The organism is Dechloromonas sp. ARDL1 (assembly GCF_051122455.1).
Taxonomy (GTDB): Bacteria; Pseudomonadota; Gammaproteobacteria; order Burkholderiales; family Rhodocyclaceae; genus Azonexus.
On the sequence record NZ_CP168939.1, the window covers coordinates 3,448,765 to 3,468,367 of the forward strand.

Genomic DNA, 19,603 nt, shown 5'->3' on the forward strand with positions numbered 1-19,603 from the left:
GCGCGACCCCGCCTCGACCTGTTATCCTTCGCACTTCAAGTCTCTCGGTGCCGCTTGTTCATGCAGGCGGAGAATCGGGAAGGCGGTGCGATTCCGCCACGTGCCCAACGCTGTAAGGAGGACGTTTGCCGCACATTGCCACTGGCTTCGGCCGGGAAGGCGCGGCAACGGATGAATCCAAGTCAGAAGACCGGCCGGGGGACGAAACAAGGCTGCATGGACAGGCAGCCAGCGTTTTTCCACAAGGGGAATTCATGGAAAACCAGAACGACCACGCCTTTTCGGACGCCGAGCGCGCCGCCGTCTATCGCACCATTTTCAACCGTCGCGACGTGCGCGGCCAGTTCCTGCCCGACCCCGTGCCCGACGAGGTGCTCGCCCGCGTCATGCTGGCCGCCCACCATGCCCCCTCGGTCGGCTTCATGCAGCCGTGGAACTTCCTGCTCGTCCGTTCGCCCGAGGTCAAGCAGCGGGTGCGCGACGTCTTCGCCAAGGCCCATGCCGAAGCAGCGATGATGTTCCCGGAGGGCAAACGGGAAACCTACAGCAAGCTCAAGCTGGAAGGCATCGTCGAATCGCCGGTCAACCTGTGCATCACCTGCGACCGCGAACGCACCGGCCCGGTCGTCGTCGGCCGTACCCACATCAAGACCATGGATCTGTACAGCAGCGTGTGCGCCGTGCAGAACCTGTGGCTGGCGGCCCGCGCCGAGGGGCTGGGGGTCGGCTGGGTCAGCATCTTCAACCAGCCGGAATTGCAGGAAGCGCTGGGCATGCCGGCCGACATCGTACCCATCGCCTACCTGTGCATCGGCTACGTCAGCCACTTCCACGACAAGCCGGAGTTGGAAAAAGCCGGCTGGCTGCCGCGCCTGCCGATTGCCGACCTGCTTTATTACGACCAGTGGGGCCAGGCCGACGCCACCCGGCAGGAATCGCTGACCGGGGCGCTGGCCGCCATGCAGGACGATATCCAGCAGCGGGGCATCTTCCCGAAATGATGCCGGACGGCGCGCTCGCCATGCCGCTGGCCGCCCTCGCGGCGGTGGTGCTCGACCGCCTGCTCGGCGAGCCGCGCCGTTTTCACCCGCTGGTCGGTTTCGGCAAACTGGCCGGCGCCGTCGAGAAACGTTTCAACCGACGCAGCCGCCTGACCGGCATCGCCGCCTGGGCGCTCGTCGTGCTGCCTTTCGTCGCCTTGGCCGCCGTGCTGCGCCCGCACGCAGCGTTCGCCGTCGATGTCGCGCTGCTCTATTTCGCGCTCGGCGCCCGCAGCCTGGCCGAACATGCCGAGGCGGTCGCCCGCCCGCTGCGCGCAGGGCGACTCGACGAGGCGCGTCAGCGTGTCGGCTGGATGGTGTCGCGGGATACGACGCAACTCGACGAGTCCGGCGTCGCCAAGGCCGGCATGGAATCGGTACTGGAAAACGGCAACGACGCCATCTTCGGCGCCCTGTTCTGGTTCGCGCTGCTCGGCGGCCCCGGCGCCCTGCTGTTCCGGCTGGCCAACACGCTGGATGCGATGTGGGGCTACCGAACCGAGCGTTTCAATCGCTTCGGCTGGGCGGCGGCTCGCATCGACGACCTTTTGAACTGGATACCCGCTCGCCTGACAGCGCTGACCTACGCCCTGCTCGGCAAGACGCGGCAGGCGCTGGCCTGCTGGCGCGCCCAGGCACCGGGCTGGGAAAGCCCGAATGCCGGGCCGGTGATGTCGGCCGGTGCCGGCAGCCTCGGTGTCCTGCTCGGCGGTGCCGCCATCTACCACGGGCAGGAGGAAATCCGCCCGCCGCTCGGCACCGGCCCCGCCCCGGTAGCGGCCGACCTCGACCGGGCCATCGCCCTGATCCGGCACAGCCTGTGGCTATGGCTGGCCGTCTTTTTCGTGATTGGATTCCTGCATGCTTGAACACGGTGGCCGCCTGCGCGCAGCCGCAGCGCACTACGACATTCCGCTCGACCGTTGGCTCGACTTGTCTACCGGCATCAATCCGGAGGGCTGGCCGGTCCCTGCCCTGCCTGCCTCGGTCTGGCAGCGCCTGCCGGAAACCGGCGATGGCCTGGAGTCGGCCGCCACGGCCTATTACGGCAACGCCAATCTGTTGCCGCTGGCCGGCTCCCAGGCCGGCATCCAGTGCCTCCCGGCCCTGCTGCCCAAGGCCGCGGTCGCCTGCATCGCTCCCATCTATGCCGAGCATCCGCAAGCATGGCACCAGGCCGGCCACAAGCTCCGCTTCCTGCAGAATGCCACGCTGCCCCGCGCGCTGGCGGCGATCACGCCCTACGTCCTGCTGTGCAATCCGAACAACCCGACCGCCGACCGCCATCCGGTCGAGGTGGTGATCGACGCCGCCCGGCAGCTGAAAAAACGCGGCGGCTGGCTGATCGTCGACGAAGCCTTCATCGATGCCACGCCCGAACAAAGCCTGACGCCGCTGGCCGGCACCGACGAGGCGCCCAACCTCGTCGTCTTCCGCTCGCTCGGCAAATTCTTCGGCCTGGCCGGGGCGCGGGTCGGCTTCGTGTTCGCCGCCCCCGAGTTGCTGAACCGCATGCAGGAATCCATGGGCCCGTGGACAATCCCCGGCCCATCCCGCGAGGTAGCCCGCCAGGCGCTGCTCGACACGACATGGCAAAACGCCACCCGCAGCCGTCTGCAGACACAGGCCGACCGCCTGCAGGCTTTGCTATCGCCGCTCGGCGAGGTCAAGGCGACTTCGCTGTTCGCCACGCTGAACTCGGCCCAGGCCGGCGAACTCCACGAACACCTGGCCAGCCGCGCCATCCTGACCCGCCGCTTCGACCAGCAACCCTTGCTCCGCTTCGGCCTGCCCGGCGATGCGACCGAATGGCAGCGCCTGGCAGACGCCCTGAACGAATGGCAGCCCGCATGACCATCGGCCAGCTCGCAATCCTGCTCTCGGGTTTTGCCCTGGCCGGCCTGGCTCGCGCCGACCTCAACCTCAAGGACGATACTGGCCAGGAAGTCCGCCTCAAGGTCCCCGCCAAGCGCATCGTCGCCCTCGCCCCGCATATCGCGGAAAGCCTCTATGCAGCGGGTGCCGGGGACAAGCTGGTGGGCACCGTGGACTACAGTGACTACCCGCCGGAAGCGAAAAAACTCGCCCGGGTCGGCGGTTATTCCCGCATCGACCTTGAAGCCGTCGCCGCACTCAGGCCCGACCTGGTGCTGGCCTGGGAGAGCGGCAACAACATGACCCAGGTCAACAAGCTGAAGGCGCTGGGGCTGACCGTCTACGTTTCCCAACCGAACAAGATGGAGAACATCGCCGATCAACTGGAACGCCTCGGTCAGCTGGCCGGTACCGAAGCGGTTGCCAAGCCGGCAGCCGAGCGCTTCCGGCAAAAACTGGAGAGCTTGCGCAAGGCCAATGCGGCCAAGCCCAAGGTGCGCGTTTTCTACCAGATCTGGAAAGCCCCGCTGATGACGGTCGGCGGACCGCAGATCATCAGCGACGCCATCAAGCTGTGCGGCGGGGAAAATGTTTTCGGCCATCTCGGCAAGATGGCGCCGACCGTCAGCGTCGAGGCGGTGCTCGAAGCCGACCCGGAGGCCATCGTCGCCACCGGCATGGGCGACTCGAAGCCGGAATGGCTGCACGACTGGGACAAATGGACCCAATTGACGGCCGTCAAGCGTGACAACCTGTTCCATATCAACCCGGACATCATGCAACGCCATACGCCGCGTATTCTCGACGGCGCCGAGAAACTTTGCGCCCACCTCGATGTCGCAAGAAGCCGTCGTCCCGCCAAATAAAACATGCCCCGCCTGCCCCAACGCATCGTCTGCCTGACCACCGAAACCGTCGAAGTTCTCTACGCCCTCGGCGAACAGGACCGCATCGTCGGCATTTCCGGGTATACCGTCCGACCACCCGAGGCGCGCAAGGAAAAGCCCAAGGTCTTCGCCTTCACCAGCGGCGACATCGAGAAAATCCTCGCCACCCGGCCCGACCTGGTGCTGACCTTCTCCGACCTGCAGAGCGAGATTTCGCGCGACCTGATCAAGGCCGGCGTGCCGGTCTACGCCCTCAACATGCGCAGCGTCGACGACATCCTGGCCATGATCGAAACCGTCGGCCGCCTGGTCGGCGCCGAAGCCAGGGCGCTGGCCATGGTTGCCGAACTGGAAGCCGAGATCGACAAGACCCGACGCATCGCCGCCGAGCGCTTCGCCCGCACCGGCCGCAGGCCGCGCGTCTATTTCGAGGAATGGGACGAACCGCTGATCAGCGGCATCCGCTGGGCCTCGGAGCTGATCGAAATCGCCGGCGGCGAGGATGTCTTCGCCGAACAGGCCCACTCCCCACTGGCCAAGGATCGCCGGCCGACAGCGGAGCAGGTCATCGCCATGGCCCCGGACATCATCATCGGATCGTGGTGCGGCAAGCATTTCCGCCCCGAGCGCGTGGCCGCCCGCCCGGGTTGGGAAAACATCCCGGCGGTTCGCGACGGCCGGATGCATGAAATCAAGTCGGCAGTCATCCTGACCCCGGGGCCGGTCGCCATCAGCGAAGGCCTTCCGGCACTGCTCGACATTTTTGATCTGTGAAAAGGTCGCTCTCGACCGAGCGCCTATAATCGGCGGCCAGACTTGAGGAGATACCCCATGAAGATCGTTGCCCCGCTGCTGTTCCTGTCCCTGGCCGCCCTGTGCAATCCGGGATATGCCGCCGACGACGGCGCTGCCGCCGTTACCGAGCTCGGCCAGTTGAACGGCATCGCCCTCGCCTGCCAGCAGCCGGCTCTGGTCACCCGCGCCCGCAACGCCATCGTCACCACCGCCCCCAAGACCCGCGACATCGGCGAGATTTTCGAAAATGCGACCAATGCCGCCTATCTCGAGCAAGGCAAGGGCAAGACCCCTTGCCCGGACGGGGCCACGCTGTCCAGCCGGATCGCCGCCGGTGAAAAGCGCCTGCAGGCCGCCTTCCCCAAGGCCCCATGATCCGCCTGGGAATACTTTGCCTCGCGCTGCTGCTTGCCGGCCCGGCTGCCGCCCAGGCGGGCCACAGCCTGGAATTGCTGCGCGGGGAAAACAGCGGCATCAACCCGCGCTATCTGCTGCAGGACCCCAATGGCCGCGCCGTCTCCAGCGAGGATTTTCGCGGCCGCTTCCAGCTGATTTCGTTCGGCTACACCTACTGTCCGGATGTCTGCCCGACCACCCTGGTCGAAATGGCGGAAATCCTGAAGCAATTGGGGGAGCAGGCCGACCGCTTCCAGGCCATTTTCATCTCTGTCGATCCGGAGCGCGACAGCGGCCAGGTCCTGAAGACCTACACCGAATTTTTCGATCCGCGCATTCTCGGCCTGACCGGTTCTCCCGCCCTGGTTCGCCGCGCTGCCGACAATTTCAAGATTCGCTACGCCAAGGTCCGCCAACCCGGTGCAGACCCCGGTCGTTATGCCGTCGATCACTCGGCAGGAATGATCCTGCTGGGTCCCGATGGTGAATTCATCAAGAAATTCGCCTTCTCGACGCCCGTCATTGAAGTGACGAAACAACTTGGCCAACTGTTAAATAGTCGCTGATTTGCCGAAATCCCTCATTGCCTTGGCATACTGGGCATGCGATATTTTCCAAATGCGCAAGCTGGCGTCATTTTTCCTCTTTTTTCTGCTTTCCCTGGCCACTCAAGCCTGGGGCGGTAGCGTTGCGCTCATTCTCAGCGAAAGCGGGGGTGCCTACGGCGAATTTGCCGGCGTCCTCGAGGATGCGCTGAGCGGCTCGTCCTGGAACATCAATTCGACAATCCAGGCCGATGGCGGCCAACCGCCCCCTTCCGACCTGGTCGTTACAGCCGGCAGCGATGCCTTGCGCAAGGCGCTCACGCGCGGCGACAGCCCACCGATCATCGCCACGCTGCTGCCTCGTCAAAGCTATGAACGCATTCTGGCCGAGCATCGTCGGCCTGGCCGCATCACCGCTATCTACCTCGATCAGCCGGCGGCTCGCCAGGCGGCCTTCCTGCGCCACCTGTTCCCGGACCAGAAACGCTTTGGCATGCTGGTCAGCGCCGAAAGCCGCGGGATGCTGCCCCAGTTCAGGCAAGCCTTCGGTAACGCCGGGCTCAATCTCGACGTCGAGGATGCCGATACCGACCGCGCCTTGCTCCCCGCACTCAATTCGGTCCTGGAACGCTCCACCGCCCTGATTGCCATTCCGGACAACAGCATCTACCGCCGTAACAACATCAAGGCCATCCTGATTACTGCCTTCCGCCAACAGCGTCCCGTGATCGGCTACTCGCCAGCCTTCGTGACCGCCGGCGCACTGGCCGCACTGCACACCACGCCGACACAAATTGCACGCCAGACAGCGGATTTGATCCTCTCCAATGGAACCAGCCTTCCCCCGCCGAGCGGGCCGAACCAGTTCGCCGTTGCGATCAATGCCAACGTCGCACAGTCGCTTGGCCTGAAAATTTCAGACGAAGCTGCCATCCGGCGCGCCATGAACGCCGACAGGGAGTCGCGATGAACCATCTGACCCTGCGCCATCGATTGCTTTTTCTGACGCTGCTCCCCAGTGCGTTGATCGCAGTCGTTCTGGTCGTTTATTTCACCTTGAGCGGCATCCAGGCCCTCGAAGGCGAACTACGGCTCAAGGGCCTGGCCACTGTCCGCTACCTTGCGCCGATCAGCGAATACGGGATCATCGCCGGCCAGGTCGAAAGCCTGCATGGGCTCGCCCAGGCCACCGTCCAGGAATCGGGGGTCAAGGCGGCCGTTGTCGTCAATCAGAAAGGCCGGACCATCGCCGTCAGCGGGCGGGTCTCCCTGTCCGCCGAGGAGCTCCGCAATACACTGAGCGAACCACGACTGGTGGCCGAAACCAAGCATTGGATCGCGTTCGGCGCCCCGGTCAAGCGCTCGACTACCGATACGGACCTATTCTTCGATCCGCCGTCAAACCCCGGAAAAACCTCGACCCCCGAGATCATCGGCTACATTTTTGTCGAACTGGACAAGACGGAGCTCGCCGACAAGCAGCGGGAGCTGGTCATGCGCGGCCTGATGATCGTTCTCTTCGGCATGCTGGTGCTGGCGGCGCTCGCCATCGCCATGGCCGACAACCTGGCCCGCCCGGTCATGCGCCTGGTCCAGGCGGTAAATGGTATGTCGTCGGGCAAGCTGGAAACCCGTGTACCCACGACCTCCAGCGGTGAACTCGGCGTTCTCGAAAACGGCTTCAACCAGATGGCCGCGCGCATCGAGGAGGTCCACCTATCGATGCAGGCACGCATCGAGGAAGCGACAGCCCAGCTCGCCTTCCAGGCTCGTCACGACGCACTGACCGGCCTGCTCAACCGGCGCGAATTCGAACACCGACTGGAAAAGGCGCTGGCCAGCGTTCAAGCGGGGGACGAGGAGTTCACCGTCATTTTTGCCGACCTGGACCGCTTCAAGCAGGTCAACGACACCTGCGGCTATCTCGCTGGCGACGAACTGTTACGCCAGATTGCGCTGCTGTTCCAGGGACGCCTGCGTGAAGACGATACGCTCGCCCGCCTCGGTGGCGATGAATTCAGCATCATCCTGGCCAACTGCACCGGAGCCCGGGCGCGTCAGGTCGCCGAGGATCTTTGCGGACTGGCCTCCGCCTATCGCTTCATCTGGCAGGACAAGGTCTTCGCCATCGGAGCCAGTATCGGCGTCACGACGGTCACCCGCAAGGTCCGGAACATCAACGAGATTCTCGCCGCCGGAGATGCCGCCTGCCACCGGGCCAAGGAAAGCGGCCGCAACCGGGTTTGCGAGCAGGAAGTTGCTCAGACGCAGGACAGGCGCCAGGAAAGCAGTAACTGGGCAAGCCGGATCGCCATTGCCCTCTCCGAAGATCGCCTGCTGATCGAAGCCATTCCCCTGCGTTCCCTGCAGGTATCCTCCGGCGGCCACACCGTGTCTTTGACCGCCCGCCTCAACGAGCCGGGGCAACCCCCCGTCACCCTGGCCGCGCTGATCGATGCGGCCGAGCGCTACGATCTGGCACCCGCCATCGACCGCCGTCTGATCGACTGCGCCATCGCCGCCCAAGCCCGGGCAAGGCTGCAGCAGCGCTCGCTGTATTGCCTGGTACCCCTGTCCCGCGGGTCGATCAGCAGCCGCGAAACCGTCGATTACATTGCGCATAGCCTGACCGCCCATAACCTCTCTGGAGAAGGGCTATGCTTCGTATTCTCCGAAGACATCCTCACGCACCAGACCAGTCAGGCCATCGAATTCTCCCGCCAGATGAAGAACCTGCGCTGCCAGATCGGTCTTGAAGACTTTGGCGGCGGGCTGTCTTCCTTCAGCCACCTGCGCAGCATCTATCCCGGTTACGTCAAGCTCAGCCACAGCCTGACCCGCGACCTGGGCGGCAGCCGCGCCTCCACGGCCCTCCTGCGCGCCGTGCAGGAAATCACCGCCGACCAGCATATTCGTTCAATAGCCGAAGACATCGACGATCTGGAAACGCTGGAACAATTGCGCGACCTGGGAATCGATTTTGCGCAGGGCAAGGCCATCGCCCCGAACGAGCCGTTCGATGTCTGGTTTGAAGGCGCTGTCATGCGCTCCGTCTGATTGAAACGCCCAGGCCGCAGCGGCAAATCAGAAATCGAGACGCAGGCTGATCCACTGGCGGCGGTCGACGATTCTCCCGAAACCACCGGGGTCGCTGCCTGATCCATCGAAGGTCTTGTATTCACTATGCGCCCCGTTGATCGACTGAACCACGTAGGCCAGTTCGGCACTGACCCCGCCCAAGCGAAACGGATAGGCCAACCGGCCGTCGAATCGACGATATTTTGCCGACCAGGAGTTGGACGACCATTTCATCTTGTCCTGCCAATACCCGGCCAGCGAGAACTGTATTCCGTAGGGCAGGCTCTGCATCCACAGCAAGGAAGTCGCGCGACGCGGCATTGAGCGTTCGGTCAGGTCTTCGATGTTCCGATAATCTTCCGGGCGGCTCAACGTACCGTTTGGATAGCTCAGCGCCGAAGCCAGATAGTCGCTGTCGATCTTTGCAAATGACTGGGTAAGTGCAAGCCGTGTTTGTTCAAGCGGCTGCCATTTGAATTGGTACTCGATGCCACGAATCACGACATCCTGTATCGGTGTCGTCAATCCGGGAACGAGATTGTTGTTGGCATTTCGATCTATCGTGTAGAGCCTGTCCGTTACCTTTTCGTGGAACAGGCGCACATCCAGGCTGGCGCGCCAATTACGCCAGTTGCCGAGATATCCGAGCTCCCAGGTATCCATGCTTTCGGGCTGCAGATTTCTGTCGGCTGAATAGGGATAGCGGTCATACACGGTCATGCCGCCGCTCTTCACCGTCAACCTGTAGTCAGCCCGGTAATCATAGATACTGCCTGTCCGATGCGCTCGCGAATAGCCTAGGCGGAATGTGTTTTCGGCACCCAGATGAAAATTGGCACTGAGGCGCGGCGACCACAGGAAGCCAGCCATTGAATCATTCTCGCCGGCCAGGCCCATATTGGTGGTCAACCACGAAGCGGGTTTGGCTTCCCAGTTACCAAACACCCGAGCCGTCTCGCGATGAACAGTACCTTGCGCGGGCAAGACCCATGCCGATCGCATCGAATCGTCCCGCCAACTCCCCCCCCAGGAGAGGCGCCCGACGGATGCAAACTGAACGTTGTTCTGGAATTCGAGCTCGTGCCGTACACCCTCGTCACCTGATTGATTGATGTAAAAGGTCTGCGGAGGAACGGTAGGAAATACAAAATTGAATGCATCGTTCGCGCGGTCCACCACATAGGCATATCGCAGCTGGAAATCCGCTGACGGAGAAACCACATGCCGCCAAATCAGTTGGGCATAGGTATCGCTCTGGTGCAGGCCGCGAATCGGATTGTCCGGCTTGCCGGTGCCGGTCAGCTGATTCAGGCGACCGACCCCGGTCACCGCTTCGGCTCGCCCGGCATTCAACTGCAGGGCATTCCGGTCGTCAATGGCGACATCAGCGCGAAAATCAAACAAGCGCGACTGGAAATCGTCTATCCAATCCCCTCGGTTCGCGAGGGCGTCGTCATTCTGCTGGCGATAGGTGAAGCGAAAATCCCCAACATCGCCGATCCGCCCCCCGACGCGCAGACCGTAATCGCGGACATTCTGGCTGCCGTGGCTGGCCGATACCGAGAATCCCCGCGTCAGCGACGGATCGACAGTGATGATGTTGATGACGCCGAGAAAAGCATTGCTGCCATACGATACGCTGTTGGTTCCACGCACAACCTCGATACGCTCGATATCTTCCAGCGCCACCGGCAAGGTCGCCCAGTTGACGCCGCTCCCGAACAAGGGGGAATACATCGAGCGGCCGTCGATCAAGACCTGCACGCGCGGCGAGTAATCCTCGTCGCTCAATCCGTGGTAGCTCACGCGTGCCGGCTCGGTGCTGTGCGGATAGGTCTGGAACCCAGGCACCAGCCGGAACACGTCGTTCAGGCTGCGCGCACCGGAAGCCCTGATCGTCGACTGATCGATAACCGTCACCGCAGCCGGCGCATCGGCCAGACGCTGCGGCAGGCGGCTGACCGATGCTACCACCGGAAAATCGCTGAAATAGGCCTCTTCATCCGCCGCCAGAGCGATCCCGCCCCAGGTCAAAGCCATCCAGGCGGTCAGCATCCGCCGACCGCTCCCCCCCCGGGATTCGCTCACCCGCCGACGTCCAAGCGCTCTAGGTTGCCAGGGGCCGCCAGCGCCAGTGCCCAAGCCTCGGCAAAACAAGCGGACTGGTCGCCGATCGTCACGCCATGCCTTTTCGTGGCAACCAGGCACAGTGCCAGCCCCGCCTGCTCCACCGCCGTCACGCCCTCCAGGTCGATTTCATCGACGCCCATGCGCGTCAAGGCATGCATGAAATCGCTGCGCAAGACGGCCGACAGGCCGCCGGTAATGCGCATCGTCTTGCGCCCGCCCAGTTCGTGGACGGAGAGGATGGAAGCCTTGCCACAGGCCAGCGCCGCATTGATCGCATCCTCGATGATGATCTGACTGATCGGCCCTTGCTGAAAGCGCACCCCGTACAAATCGCAGACACGACTAACCACCACGGCCGGAACGTCAATCACCGGCGAATCGAAAACGCTGAATTCGCATCCGATGTTATGGGAAATCTCGAGCGGCATCGGCGTCCGCAGCATCAGTCCCGATAGCGAGAGATTCTCGATCACCCCCTCGCCCACCTGCCCGCCAAAGCCGATACTGATCGTCTGCGGCGTGCCAAAGCGAATGCGCTGATGCCTTCGTTGATCCAACATGGGCCAGATTCTTTCCAAAGGTTCAAGCGGTGGATTCTAACAAAACTTGACCATCCAAAAGGCTTAAGCGCCTCGTTTCATTGACATTTCGATGCACCGCCGGTATCGTCCGTGAACGTCGAATGCAAGTTCGGCCGCGCCGATTTGAGCTCTGATTGCGGGCGCTTATAAATACTGCTAAAACGGGAACCACCCAGTTCGCGTTTTCGGCCAACTGGGTTTTTTGTTTTCAGGAACAGCATGCCAGGACAATCCGTCGGCGTCGTCACGTCGCAACGCGCCCACTTCGACCAGCCGCTGCAACTGCGCAGCGGCGGCGTTCTGCCGGCCTACGATCTGGTCTACGAGACCTACGGCACGCTCAATGCCGCCAAGTCGAACGCCATACTCGTCTGCCACGCCCTCTCCGGCCACCACCACGTCGCCGGCCATTATGCCGACGCCCCGAACAATATCGGCTGGTGGGACAACATCGTCGGACCCGGCCGGCCGCTCGACACCGACCGTTATTTTATCGTCGGCCTGAACAACCCCGGCGGTTGCCATGGATCGACCGGCCCGTCGTCGATCAATCCGGGCACCGGCAAACCGTGGGGCGCCGATTTCCCCATCGTCGCGGTCAGCGACTGGGTCGAAGCTCAAGCACGGCTGGCCGATCGGCTTGGCATCGACGCCTGGGCGGCTGTCATCGGCGGCAGCCTCGGCGGCATGCAGGCCATGCGGTGGACGATCAGCCAGCCGGAGCGCGTACGCAACGCCATCATCATCGCCTCGGCACCCAAACTGTCGGCGCAGAACATCGCTTTCAACGACGTCGCCCGCCAGGCCATCCTGACCGATCCCGATTTCCACGGCGGCAACTACTACGAACACAATACCCGCCCGGTGCGCGGCCTGCGCCTGGCGCGCATGCTCGGCCACATCACCTACCTGTCCGACGATCAGATGGGCGAGAAATTCGGCCGAGAACTGCGCAATGGCTCGTTCGGCTTCGATTTCGACGTCGAATTCGAAGTCGAATCCTATCTGCGCTATCAGGGCGATAAATTCGCCGGCTATTTCGACGCCAATACCTACCTGCTGATGACCAAGGCACTCGACTACTTCGATCCGGCCCGCCTCGATGGTGGCGACCTGACCAAGGCGATGAGCCGCAGCAATCCGAATACCGGCTTCCTGATCGCATCCTTCACCACCGACTGGCGCTTTACCCCAGCACGCTCGAAGGAAATCGTCGCCGCCCTGCTCGCCTGCAACCGCAATGTGTCGTATGCCGAAATCGACCTCAACTTCGGCCACGACTCCTTCCTGATGGACGATGCCCACTATCACGGCATCGTCGATGCCTACCTGCGGAACATCAAGCTATGACGGCGCACACGCTGGGACGTCCCGACTTCGACATCATCTCCGCCTGGATCGAACCGGGCCACCGCGTACTCGACCTCGGCTGCGGCGATGGTACGTTGCTCAAGCACCTGATAGACACCCGCGGCGTGCAAGGCGTCGGCGTCGAGATCGACGACGCCAACATCCTCGCCGCCATCAAGAACGGCATCAATGTGCTGCAGGGCAACCTGGAAAAGGGCCTCGACGAATTCACCGACCAGTCCTTCGACCACGTCGTACTGTCGCGTACCCTGCAGACCGTGCGCCATACCGAGGGCGTCCTGCGCGAAATGCTGCGCGTCGGCCGCGAAGCAGTCGTCTCCTTCCCCAACTTTGCCTACTGGAAGAACCTCCGGTCAGTCCTCGACGGCCGCATGCCGGTATCGGAAGACCTACCCTACCAGTGGTACGACTCGCCGAACGTACGCTTTTTCACGCTGCTCGACTTCGAAGCGCTGTGCGCGCAAATGGGCCTTATCATCCGCGAACGCCACGTCCTCGATGAGCAGGGCAATATGGTCACCAACGACGATGAACGCGAACTCAACTTCCTCGGCAGCCTGGCGGTCTATCGCCTGACCCAGCAGCGCTGATGCCGGCCTGGCTCGCGGCCCTGCTCACCCGGAAGATGCTGATCTGCATCTTCACGGGCTTTTCCTCCGGCCTTCCCCTCTACCTGCTGCTCAACCTGCTCCCCGCCTGGTTGAAGAGCGAAGGTATTAGTCTAAAAGCAATCGGCCTATTCGCCCTGATCCAGCTTCCCTACACTTGGAAGTTTTTGTGGTCTCCACTTCTCGACCGCTTCTCTATACCTGGTTTTGGTCGTCGTAGAGGTTGGATGATCCTGACTGCTGGCATGCTTCTACTTGCCATTGCCGGCCTCGGCACAATTTCGCCCGCAGGGCTGGTTGCGCCTGTCATCGAATGGCGTTCGGTCTGGGGCTTTCAAATCATTCCCGTCCCAGATTGGTCGTCAGTAACTGCTTTCGTAACTCATCCAATAACAGTCACCTGCTTTTGCGTAGCGCTTTTTTCCGCCACACAGGATATCGCGCTTGACGCCTTCCGCCGTGAAATCCTGAGCGACAATGAGTTGGGGCTCGGCAATGCCGTCCATGTGAACGCCTACCGCATCGCCGGCCTCATTCCCGGCTCCTTGTCGCTGATCCTGGCGGACCGCCTGCCGTGGAACGAGGTGTTCTGGATTACCGGCGCCTTCATGCTGCCTGGCATGGCGATGGCCTGGCTGGTCAGCGAACCGACCGTCACAGGGGTACCGAAAACCTTGCGTCAGGCTGTTACGGAACCCTTCCATGAATTCATGGGCCGCCAAGGCTGGCGCGGCGCCGCCATGGTCCTTGGTTTCATCTTTCTCTACAAATTGGGCGACAGCCTGTGCACCGCACTAGCCACCCCCTTCTATCTCGACATGGGTTTCACCAAGACCGATATCGGCCTGATCGCCAAGCATGCAGGCCTGTGGCCGGCGGTCATCGGTGCCCTGCTCGGTGGCCTGTGGATGGTCAAACTGGGCATCAACCGGGCGCTATGGCTGTTCGGTGTGGTCCAACTGGTGTCGATTTTCGGTTTCGCCTGGCTGGCCGCGCAAGGCCACTACGATAGTATTGGTGCCGGCGAGCGTGTGGCACTGGCCTTCGTCATCGGCCTCGAAGCCCTCGGCGTCGGCCTGGGTACAGCAGCCTTCGTCGCCTTCATCGCCCGTGCCACGCATCCCGCCTACACGGCGACGCAGATGGCGCTCTTCACCAGCCTGGCCGCCGTACCGCGTACCTTCATCAACGCTTCAGCCGGTTGGCTGGTCGAGCAATTGGGCTGGCTAAATTTCTTCTGGTTGTGTTCCGCCCTGGCTGTACCGGGCATGGTGCTGCTACTGAAAGTAGCCCCGTGGAACGAAACGGCAGCAGAGGCTAATCGCCCCGCCTGAGACGTCGTCGGTCCAACCACCAAGCGTAGACCGGCAGCTACAGCACCGAACCGGGCAGCAGCAAGGCGATCAAATAAGGCGACAGGTGGGCCATACGACGCAGGTGGGCTAGCAGTAGGGCCTTTTCGCTTGCATTCCAGGATTGCCCATTACGTGCCTTCATCAGCAAGGGCATGATGCCGCGCGTTTCCATCAATTCGGACAGGATGCGGCCGGCTTCACGCCGCTGCGACAAGACCATCTGGCGCCACCAGCCCGGTAGCGCAGCATCCTTGACCCCGCCTCCAGGCACGCTCAGCCCCCCCCGGCCAGGCGACTCTTGACGGCCTGCCAGCCGCGCCACAGGAAAACCCCCTGGCGAGCCCAGCGCCACGCTCTTTTCGGACGCACAACAGCCACGGCGGCGGCGGCGACGCCAACGGCAGCCGGATGCTGCTTGAGCCAGTCGACGCCGTCGAGCACGACGTCTCCTTTGGCCAACGCGGCTTCCAGCGGTACCGCATGGCGTGCCAACTGGCGGCGCTGCTCGGCGATACGCGCCTGCAGCACAGCATGACGAGTAGCCAGTTCGAATAGCTTGGGGTTCATTCCGACCGGTTGCGGTAACGGCGCAACTGGGCCATGTCGGTTTCAAGCTCCGCCAAACTGGCCTTGAACATCTTGCTCGGCTGGCTGGCCTGACGCTGGAGTGATCTGAGTAACAGGAATCCGCCACCTACAAACACGACAGCAAAAATGCCGAAGACGATGACACGTTGCTCCCAGAACGCCAAGGCAATGCTACAAACGAGCATCACGACCCCCAGAGCGAGCAGGAAAGCCGCGCCGATTGCCCTCGCCCAGAGCGACATGAGGCGAAACTTTTCCTCCTCTAGCTCTGTAATCAGCAGTTCGGCGCGCGTCTTCCCGATCGCGAGCAAGGTCGCGAGGAGGTTTTTCAAGGAGGAAAAAAGGCCTTCGCGGCCTTCCTCGCCCCCTGTGGACTGCGTCATTCGCTTAGCGACGGCCGATCAGAACGCCAAGGGCCAGGCCCAGTGCAGCCGCCACGCCGACCGCCTTCCACGGCTGCTCGTGCACGAAATCGTCAGTAGCGCGAGCAGCAGCCTTGGTCTTGTCGACAACGGCGGCTTCCAGATCGAGCACACGCTCCTTGGCATCACGCAGACGGACACCCAGACGTTCGCGCAGTTCGCCAACTTTTTCGCCTGCAGCGCCTGCCGTGGCACGCAGCAATTCTTCGGTATCGGAGATGACGACCTTGAGGTCGGAGACCAGTTTTTCCTTGTTGGCTACGGACAATTGTTCAGACATTTTCAAACCTCGTTGTGAATCGTGTTGATCGGAACGTTTCAAGGGTATCCCTAGCGTGCTGCGAAAGCAATTCACTCCGGATACTTATTTGGCGTCGTAGTCGACGCTGAGGGGAGCATGATCGGAAAAACGCTCGGCCTTGTATACCCCTGCGGCCACCGCTTTCCCCGCGATTCCAGGGGTGGCGATCTGGTAATCGATCCGCCAACCGACATTTTTGGCCCAAGCCTGACCGCGGTTGCTCCACCATGTATAAGCCTCGCCAGTGGTATCGGGATACAGACGGCGATAGACATCGATCCAGCCCTGCTCGTCAAAGACCTTGCTCAACCAGGCTCGCTCCTCGGGCAGGAAACCCGAATTTTTCTGGTTCGACTTCCAATTCTTAAGGTCGGCTTCCTTGTGGGCGATATTCCAGTCCCCGCACAACACAATCTCGCGTCCTTCGGCACGTAATGCCTGCATGTGCGGGAAAAACACGTCGAGAAAACGGAATTTTGCCTCCTGGCGCTCCGGCGACGACGACCCGGAAGGAAGATAGAGTGAAATCACGGACAAATTGCCAAAATCCGCCCTGATGTAGCGTCCTTCGGCATCGAACTCACCACCATCGAAGCCCTCGACGACACGATCCGGCGCGTGCCGACTCCAGATACCGACACCGCTATAACCTTTTTTCTCGGCACAATGATAGTACGCATGCATACCGTCGGGGGCCAACATTTCAGCCGTCAGATCGGGGCGCTGAGCCTTCAACTCCTGCAGGCATATAACATCAGCGTTTTGAGCGATCACCCAAGGCAGTACATTTTTACTCCAGGCAGAGCGGATACCATTGAGGTTCAGGGATATGATGCGTAACATTGTGCTTAAACTAGGCCGTATTTTGGGTCGTTTGTAATTAGGAAACCATGGATTTTCGTCAAGACTTCATCGAATTCGCGCTCGCTTGCCAAGTTCTGCGCTTTGGCGAATTCAAGACCAAGGCGGGGCGCATGTCGCCCTATTTTTTCAATGCCGGGCTATTTAATGACGGCAATTCGCTCGGTCAACTCGCTGAATTCTACGCCAAAGCCGCCGAAGCCGGCGGCGTTCAGTTCGACATGTTGTTCGGCCCGGCATACAAAGGGATTCCGCTGGTTGCCACAATCACCATGGCCCTCGCCCAGCGCGGCCGCAACTTCCCCTTTGCCTACAATCGCAAGGAAGCCAAGGATCACGGCGAAGGCGGCAGCATTGTCGGCGCCCCGCTGCAAGGTCGCGTCCTCATCGTGGACGACGTCATTTCTGCCGGCACCTCGGTGCGCGAATCGGTCGAATTGATCCGTGCCGCCGGCGCCACGCCGGCCGGCGTACTGATTGCCCTCGACCGCCAGGAACGCGGCCAGGGCGAACTCTCGGCCGTGCAGGAAGTACAACGCGATTACGGTATTCCGGTCGTTGCCGTCGCCGGGCTGAAGGACTTGATGGCCTTTTTGACCGAGCGCCCCGAGTTTTCCACCCACCGCGAAGCAGTTGCCCGTTACCGGGAAAAGTACGGGGTCGATGCGTAAGGTCGCTGCCCTTCCTTTTCTCGCCTTGCTGCTGGCCTCCACGGTCCAGGCAGGGGGCGAGTTCTATTGTTGCCAGGATGCGGCCAGCGGCCGCCGCGTCTGCGGTGACACCTTGCCCGAGCAATGTCGCGGGCGAGCTTACCGGGTTCTGGACAACGGTGGGAATACCATCAAGGAGGTCGGTGCACCGCTGACACCCGAACAAAGAGCCGAGCAGATACTGGAAAACAAGCGACGCAAGCAGATGGAAGATGCCGGCCGCGAGCAAAGACGACGCGACCAGGCATTGCTGGATACCTATTCAACGCCGGAAGACATCGACATCGCCCAGAAAAAGGCTGAGGCCGACGTTAATTTCACAATACAGGCAGCCAACGAACGTATCGCAACCGCCCAGAAAAAGCGCAACAAACTGGCCGATGAAGCAGAGTTCTACAAGAAAAAGACCATGCCACCCGAATTGGACAAGGATTTGCGCGCCATCGACCATGAGATCCGGCTGCAACAGGAACTGGTCGAACTCAAGAAAAAGGAGTTCGACACCATCAAAGCCAAGTACGACGCGGATCGCAAGCGCTATTTCGAACTGACCCGTCGCTCGCCGGCCGCGCCGCCAGGCAGCGCGACCACGCCGATGCGCTGATCAGCTGGCCAGTTTCTTCTTCAGCAGGTCGTTGACCTGTTGCGGGTTAGCCTTGCCCTTGGCGGCCTTCATCACCTGCCCCACCAAGGCGTTGAAAGCCTTTTCCTTGCCAGCCTTGAATTCCGCCACATTGGCGGCATTGGCGGCGAGCACCTCATCAACCAGCGCTTCGATGGCGCCGGTATCGGTAATCTGCTTCAGCCCCTGCTTGTCGATAACTTCGTCAGCCGTCGCGCCTTCGCCATTCCACAGCGCCTCAAAAACCCTCTTGGCGATATTGTTGGAAATGGTGTTGTCGGCGATGCGCTGTATCAAGCCGCCGAGTTGCTGGGCCGAAACCGGAGATTCGACAATCTCCTTGCCTTCCTTATTCAGGCGGGCGGCCAGATCAACCATCACCCAGTTGGCGCAGGGTTTGGCGTGAGCTTGGCCTGCCACGTCAACCGTCGCCTCGAAATAGGCAGCGATTTCCTGACTGGCTGTCAACGTGCTGGCGTCATAGGCCGACAGGCCGAGCGTGTTCATGAAACGCTCGCGCTTTTGCCCCGGCAGTTCAGGCAACTCGCCCTCGATACGGGCAATCCAGTCGGCACCGATAAGCAGCGGCAGCAGGTCGGGATCAGGGAAGTAGCGATAGTCGTGCGCATCCTCCTTGGTTCGCATGGTGCGGGTTTCGCCGGTATCCGGGTCGAACAGCACGGTGGCCTGCTGGATTTTGCGGCCTTCCTCGATCTCGTTGATCTGCCACTGGACCTCGTAGTCGATGGCTTCCTTGAGGAAGCGGAAGGAGTTCAGGTTTTTTATTTCGCGGCGGGTGCCGAACTCGGCCTGGCCCTTAGGACGAACCGACACGTTAGCGTCGCAGCGGAAGGAGCCTTCCTGCATGTTACCGTCGCAGATGCCGATCCAGCGCACCAGGCCGTGCAAAGCCTTGGCGTAAGCCACGGCTTCGTCGGAGGAACGCATGTCAGGCTCGGAAACGATCTCGAGCAGCGGCGTTCCGGCGCGATTCAGGTCAATGCCGGACTTGCCGTGAAAATCCTCGTGCAGCGACTTACCGGCATCTTCTTCCAGATGGGCACGCGTCAGACGGACGACTTTCTCGTAAGCCTTGTCACCAGCGCCGATCTGCAGGGTCAGGTTGCCACCGACCACCACTGGCAGTTCGAACTGGCTGATCTGGTAGCCCTTGGGCAGGTCGGGGTAAAAGTAGTTCTTGCGGGCGAAAACCGATTTTCTTGTTACTTCGGCGCCAATCGCCAAGCCGAAACGGATGGCACAATCGACAGCCTTTTTATTGAGCACCGGCAGCACGCCAGGTAGTGCAAGGTCGACCGCGCAGGCCTGGGTATTTGGTTCGGCGCCAAAGGCGGTCGAAGCACCCGAGAAAATTTTCGAAACCGTCGCCAGTTGCGCGTGTGTTTCGATGCCAATGACGACTTCCCACTGATTCATA

General features: G+C 61.8%; 22 protein-coding genes and 1 riboswitch. Of the genes, 14 read left to right on the forward strand and 8 right to left on the reverse strand.

The genetic code is table 11. From position 1 onward, the window contains the following. Positions 1–28 precede the first annotated feature (28 nt). Positions 29–213: riboswitch (cobalamin riboswitch) on the forward strand. 41 nt (positions 214–254) lie between these two features. The 9 genes from bluB to AB6Q56_RS17155 are packed head-to-tail and all read left to right on the forward strand — an operon-like array spanning position 255 to position 8,595. Next, on the forward strand, positions 255–1,001 hold the full coding sequence (bluB, locus tag AB6Q56_RS17115; RefSeq protein WP_434514258.1) for a 5,6-dimethylbenzimidazole synthase: 747 nt from the start codon (positions 255–257) through the stop codon (positions 999–1,001). Continuing rightward, positions 1,001–1,909 (forward strand): adenosylcobinamide-phosphate synthase CbiB, encoded by a 909-nt coding sequence (gene cbiB / locus AB6Q56_RS17120; RefSeq protein ID WP_434517172.1) that lies wholly within the window; start codon positions 1,001–1,003, stop codon positions 1,907–1,909. The genes bluB and cbiB overlap by 1 nt, the downstream gene beginning before the upstream one ends. Next, positions 1,902–2,894 carry a threonine-phosphate decarboxylase CobD gene (gene cobD, locus AB6Q56_RS17125; protein ID WP_434514259.1) on the forward strand — a complete coding sequence of 331 codons (993 nt, stop codon included), beginning with the start codon at positions 1,902–1,904 and terminating at the stop codon, positions 2,892–2,894. The genes cbiB and cobD overlap by 8 nt, the downstream gene beginning before the upstream one ends. Beyond that, the gene (locus tag AB6Q56_RS17130) at positions 2,879–3,781 is read left to right on the forward strand and encodes a cobalamin-binding protein (protein ID WP_434514260.1); all 903 of its coding nucleotides are present in this window, start codon (positions 2,879–2,881) and stop codon (positions 3,779–3,781) included. Before cobD ends, AB6Q56_RS17130 begins: the two co-directional genes overlap by 16 nt. A gap of 3 nt (positions 3,782–3,784) precedes the next feature. Then, a complete protein-coding gene (locus AB6Q56_RS17135; RefSeq protein WP_434514261.1) occupies positions 3,785–4,576 on the forward strand; it encodes a cobalamin-binding protein in 792 nt (263 codons plus the stop codon). 57 nt (positions 4,577–4,633) lie between these two features. Beyond that, positions 4,634–4,972: a hypothetical protein gene (locus AB6Q56_RS17140; RefSeq protein WP_434514262.1), complete on the forward strand. Its 339-nt coding sequence runs from the start codon at positions 4,634–4,636 to the stop codon at positions 4,970–4,972. Further along, positions 4,969–5,559, forward strand: coding sequence for an SCO family protein (locus AB6Q56_RS17145; RefSeq protein ID WP_434514263.1), 591 nt, complete (start codon positions 4,969–4,971; stop codon positions 5,557–5,559). The genes AB6Q56_RS17140 and AB6Q56_RS17145 overlap by 4 nt, the downstream gene beginning before the upstream one ends. A 52-nt stretch (positions 5,560–5,611) precedes the next feature. Beyond that, on the forward strand, positions 5,612–6,508 hold the full coding sequence (locus tag AB6Q56_RS17150) for an ABC transporter substrate-binding protein (protein WP_434514264.1): 897 nt from the start codon (positions 5,612–5,614) through the stop codon (positions 6,506–6,508). After that, a complete protein-coding gene (locus AB6Q56_RS17155; protein WP_434514265.1) occupies positions 6,505–8,595 on the forward strand; it encodes a diguanylate cyclase in 2,091 nt (696 codons plus the stop codon). Before AB6Q56_RS17150 ends, AB6Q56_RS17155 begins: the two co-directional genes overlap by 4 nt. Positions 8,596–8,622: 27 nt before the next feature. Here the strand turns inward: AB6Q56_RS17155 and AB6Q56_RS17160 are convergent, their stop codons facing one another. Together AB6Q56_RS17160 and AB6Q56_RS17165 are read right to left on the reverse strand one after the other, a co-directional pair. After that, positions 8,623–10,671: a TonB-dependent receptor plug domain-containing protein gene (locus AB6Q56_RS17160; RefSeq protein WP_434514266.1), complete on the reverse strand. Its 2,049-nt coding sequence runs from the start codon at positions 10,669–10,671 to the stop codon at positions 8,623–8,625. 29 nt (positions 10,672–10,700) lie between these two features. Then, on the reverse strand, positions 10,701–11,306 hold the full coding sequence (locus AB6Q56_RS17165) for a PilZ domain-containing protein (RefSeq protein ID WP_434514267.1): 606 nt from the start codon (positions 11,304–11,306) through the stop codon (positions 10,701–10,703). 240 nt (positions 11,307–11,546) lie between these two features. Between AB6Q56_RS17165 and metX the strand changes: the two genes are divergently transcribed. The 3 genes from metX to AB6Q56_RS17180 are packed head-to-tail and all read left to right on the forward strand — an operon-like array spanning position 11,547 to position 14,640. Then, the gene (gene metX, locus AB6Q56_RS17170; RefSeq protein ID WP_434514268.1) at positions 11,547–12,677 is read left to right on the forward strand and encodes a homoserine O-succinyltransferase MetX; all 1,131 of its coding nucleotides are present in this window, start codon (positions 11,547–11,549) and stop codon (positions 12,675–12,677) included. Further along, positions 12,674–13,288 (forward strand): methionine biosynthesis protein MetW, encoded by a 615-nt coding sequence (gene metW, locus AB6Q56_RS17175; RefSeq protein WP_434514269.1) that lies wholly within the window; start codon positions 12,674–12,676, stop codon positions 13,286–13,288. Before metX ends, metW begins: the two co-directional genes overlap by 4 nt. After that, positions 13,288–14,640 carry an AmpG family muropeptide MFS transporter gene (locus AB6Q56_RS17180; protein ID WP_434514270.1) on the forward strand — a complete coding sequence of 451 codons (1,353 nt, stop codon included), beginning with the start codon at positions 13,288–13,290 and terminating at the stop codon, positions 14,638–14,640. The genes metW and AB6Q56_RS17180 overlap by 1 nt, the downstream gene beginning before the upstream one ends. A 37-nt stretch (positions 14,641–14,677) precedes the next feature. Here AB6Q56_RS17180 and AB6Q56_RS17185 read toward each other — a convergent pair whose 3' ends face one another. The 5 genes from AB6Q56_RS17185 to AB6Q56_RS17205 form a co-directional block, all read right to left on the reverse strand. Further along, positions 14,678–14,932 (reverse strand): hypothetical protein, encoded by a 255-nt coding sequence (locus tag AB6Q56_RS17185; RefSeq protein ID WP_434514271.1) that lies wholly within the window; start codon positions 14,930–14,932, stop codon positions 14,678–14,680. Between the two features lie 2 nt (positions 14,933–14,934). Beyond that, positions 14,935–15,228, reverse strand: a complete 294-nt coding sequence (locus AB6Q56_RS17190; RefSeq protein ID WP_434514272.1) for a YqjK-like family protein — start codon at positions 15,226–15,228, stop codon at positions 14,935–14,937. Next, positions 15,225–15,632, reverse strand: a complete 408-nt coding sequence (locus tag AB6Q56_RS17195; protein WP_434514273.1) for a phage holin family protein — start codon at positions 15,630–15,632, stop codon at positions 15,225–15,227. Before AB6Q56_RS17195 ends, AB6Q56_RS17190 begins: the two co-directional genes overlap by 4 nt. 4 nt (positions 15,633–15,636) lie before the next feature. Then, complete coding sequence (locus tag AB6Q56_RS17200; protein ID WP_150428580.1) at positions 15,637–15,951, reverse strand: DUF883 family protein; 315 nt, start codon at positions 15,949–15,951, stop codon at positions 15,637–15,639. Between the two features lie 84 nt (positions 15,952–16,035). Next, positions 16,036–16,815 (reverse strand): exodeoxyribonuclease III, encoded by a 780-nt coding sequence (locus tag AB6Q56_RS17205; RefSeq protein WP_434514274.1) that lies wholly within the window; start codon positions 16,813–16,815, stop codon positions 16,036–16,038. 47 nt (positions 16,816–16,862) lie between these two features. Here AB6Q56_RS17205 and pyrE point away from each other — a divergent pair, with 47 nt between their 5' ends. Together pyrE and AB6Q56_RS17215 are read left to right on the forward strand one after the other, a co-directional pair. Further along, complete coding sequence (pyrE, locus tag AB6Q56_RS17210; protein ID WP_434514275.1) at positions 16,863–17,504, forward strand: orotate phosphoribosyltransferase; 642 nt, start codon at positions 16,863–16,865, stop codon at positions 17,502–17,504. Then, complete coding sequence (locus tag AB6Q56_RS17215) at positions 17,497–18,147, forward strand: hypothetical protein (RefSeq protein ID WP_434514276.1); 651 nt, start codon at positions 17,497–17,499, stop codon at positions 18,145–18,147. The genes pyrE and AB6Q56_RS17215 overlap by 8 nt, the downstream gene beginning before the upstream one ends. Here AB6Q56_RS17215 and gatB read toward each other — a convergent pair whose 3' ends face one another. Then, positions 18,148–19,602 carry an Asp-tRNA(Asn)/Glu-tRNA(Gln) amidotransferase subunit GatB gene (gene gatB / locus AB6Q56_RS17220; protein ID WP_434514277.1) on the reverse strand — a complete coding sequence of 485 codons (1,455 nt, stop codon included), beginning with the start codon at positions 19,600–19,602 and terminating at the stop codon, positions 18,148–18,150. Between the last annotated feature and the right edge of the window lies 1 nt (position 19,603).